Source organism: Mesorhizobium sp. ORS 3428, assembly GCF_001854785.1.
In the GTDB taxonomy this organism is placed as follows: Bacteria; Pseudomonadota; Alphaproteobacteria; order Rhizobiales; family Rhizobiaceae; genus Mesorhizobium.
This window is the reverse complement of the sequence record NZ_MDFL01000062.1, coordinates 1-3,078: the sequence shown is the minus strand read 5'-3', so window position 1 is coordinate 3,078 and position 3,078 is coordinate 1. Positions and strand designations below refer to the sequence as shown.

Genomic DNA, 3,078 nt, shown 5'->3' with positions numbered 1-3,078 from the left:
ACGGCTTTGCGAAACGGGCCGCCATATTGGAAGATCCAACCTCGGCGATGCAGTGGATTGCCGCCTGCAAGACGGGCGGTGGCAAACGGTCTGTGTGAACAGCGACGTTGAGCGAGGGGGCTGGAACGCGGGGCAATGTGGTCCCGTGAAGGATTGCGTCCCAGAAAACCAGTTCAAATCATCGTCCGGAAACGGCATCCGACCTAGGCAGGCATAGCGATGCCAATCCCCCGTAGACCGCGCGCTGCAAGGCTATCGTCTGGCAGCGGGCTAGTTGCTGGTAAACGCTGCGGGCAACTCCTTCGAGCCGCCCTACGCACGGATTCCTGGTCAGGCAAATCGGGTCATGATTTCAGAATGAATCATCACTGCAGTGTACAGAGACGCTTCCAATGGCAAATCCCCAAACGCGAGCTGGCAAAGAAGATAGTTGGCCCCGGCCACTTCCAACTGACCGAGAATAGCGTCCCGCACAAAAGCTGCCGTTCCCGCTATGCACAGTTCGCTTTCAATCGCCGCTTCGAAGGTCAGCGGCAGGTTTGGTGGAGTCGGAATGYCATTGAGTTCGTAAAGAAACTTGAAGCTCTTGATCCATGTTTCATAAGCAGGTGCCGCGATCGAATAGGCATGCGTGTCAGAACGCCCAATCACGATCATGCGCAGCAATCCCAGCAACGGCGACGGATTACTTTTGTCAGTGATTTCCTCCCGCTTGGAACGGAAGGCGTCGGTAACTTTGCGGACGCAGGAGCTATGTCCTACGCACGCGAGATTTGCGCCATTCGCGGCTGCCCAACTTGCCGATTCGGGTCGATTGGTGGCGACCCATATCGGAAGACGCGGGCGCTGATGGGGTCTAAGCGTCAAGGGAACTCTATTCAGCTTAAAGTGGCGGCCTCTATAGGATAACTTCCCGCCTTTCATGGCGGCGATTACGATTTCGCTAGCCTCCGAATAACGGCCTGGCACTGCGTCCGCGCCAATCCCAAAATAATTTAATTCGGCTGGGAGAAAGCCTCGCCCTATACCGAGCTCCACCCTACCACCGCTCAACTGGTCAAGTATACAGATCTCTTCGAACGCCCGAAGTGGATGGTAGAGGGTTAAGAGCATCACCAGGGGACCCACACGCAGTTGGCGGGTGCACTGTGCGACGCTCGATAGGAAGAGATTTGGCGACGCACCCCTCCTATGGAGAGTGCAGTGGTGCTCTGCGAGATGATATGCATAAAAGCCAAGGTGATCRCAGGCCTCCGCCAGCTTGAGGCGATCGGCGTATTGTAGGCCGATGTCGCGACCGTCCTCATCCAAGTGATCGAAGATTCCGAAATTCGGCTTCGAAGRCAAGACGTTTTTCACTCTGTTGTCTCCCGATTTGACGCGGAAGGTCCTTACTTCAGACGAAGCTAGAAGCGATCAAAACAACGGCATATTTTTGCGAGCAACCGCTTTCTGCGGGGATATAAATATGGTTTCTACAGGCAGACTGGATTCTACATACTTCTCTGGTATTAATAATATCTACGACATCTCAGGCAGCAGTATATCCATTTGCTCTTGTGCCTATGCTTACTCTTACGTGTTGTAGGTGAGTTCTCGCTGGTATTTAGCCGGCTTTCGGCGCGTTTGTTTTCATCAATCCGCGAGTCCTCGCTTGGTGTCTGCGGCTCGCCCGTGCTGTGGTGGTGAYCGATCCGGCGAAGGGACGACTCGCAACGAGGCGGCCTCACTTGGCGGCTGCGGGACGCGTGGCTGGCCGGCCAATGTCTCGGCAAGATGACGCCCTGCAAACGCCGCTTCCAACTGCACCTGATCCAATTCGCCTTCCCAACGGGCGACCACGAGCGTTGCCACGGCATTGCCGATGATGTTCGTAAGGGCCCGGCACTCGGACATGAAACGGTCGATACCGAGGATCAATGCCATGCCAGCCACCGGAACGGACGGCACCACAGAAAGAGTAGCGGCCAGTGTGACGAAGCCGGCGCCGGTGACCCCCGCCGCCCCCTTAGAGGAAAGCATCGCAACGAGCAGCAATAGGATCTGATCGCCGATCGAGAGATCCGTATTCGTCGCCTGGGCGATAAAGAGGGCCGCAAGCGTCATATAGATATTGGTGCCGTCCAAATTGAAGGAATATCCCGTCGGAATGACCAGCGCTACGACTGAACGCTTGGCGCCAGCCTTCTCCATCTTCTCCATGAGAGTGGGCAGCGCGGCCTCCGAGGAGGACGTTCCAAGAACCAATAGCAGCTCTTCCTTGATGTATCGGATGAGAGAGACGATCGAGAAGCCATTGTAACGGCAGACCGCGCCGAGAACGATAAACACGAATAGAAAGGCCGTGACGTAGAACGTCCCGACCAACATTGCGAGATTGACGACGGAGCCGATGCCGTACTTGCCGATTGTGAAGGCCATGGCGCCGAACGCGCCGATCGGGGCAGCCTTCATCAGGATGCCAACGAGCGCAAAGACCGGCACAGTGAGCGCCTGGAGGAAGGAACTGATCGRCTTGCCCATCTCTCCAACCATCGCAAGCGAAATGCCAAACAGGACCGAGAAGAAAAGGACCTGAAGGATATCGCCGTCTGCAAAGGCGGCCACAATCGTGGTCGGAATGATGTTCATCAGAAAGCCCGTCACGGACTGCTCGTGGGCCTTTGCGGCATAGGGATTGACGGCTTGGATATCGATCGAGGCCGGATCAATGTTCAGGCCGGCGCCGGGTTGAACGACATTGGACATGATGAGGCCGACGATCAGTGCCAGAGTCGAGAAGGTGAGGAAATAGACCATCGCCTTGCTGGCTACCCGTCCGACCTTTTGAAGGCTGTGCATGCCGGCGATGCCGGTCGCGACGGTCAAAAAGATTACCGGTGCGATGATCATCTTGACGAGCTTGATGAAGGCGTCGCCAAGCGGCTTCATGTTTTCGCCGATTTCGGGGTTGAAATGGCCGAGCGCGACGCCCAGTGCGATGGCGGCAATCACCTGCACGTAAAGCCGTGCATAGAAAGGCTTGCGAGGCGGGACATTTGCGTTGGGGCCCTTTGCGGTCAACATAAATCTCTCTCC

Annotated in this window: 2 protein-coding genes; both read right to left on the bottom strand. The window is 56.3% G+C overall.

Going from position 1 to position 3,078, the window contains the following annotated elements:
- Positions 1–330 precede the first annotated feature (330 nt).
- Positions 331–1,359, bottom strand: coding sequence for an LLM class flavin-dependent oxidoreductase (locus ORS3428_RS07700; protein WP_071096151.1), 1,029 nt, complete (start codon positions 1,357–1,359; stop codon positions 331–333).
- A 276-nt stretch (positions 1,360–1,635) separates the two neighbouring features.
- On the bottom strand, positions 1,636–3,066 hold the full coding sequence (locus ORS3428_RS07695; RefSeq protein WP_071096146.1) for a dicarboxylate/amino acid:cation symporter: 1,431 nt from the start codon (positions 3,064–3,066) through the stop codon (positions 1,636–1,638).
- Positions 3,067–3,078: the final 12 nt, after the last annotated feature.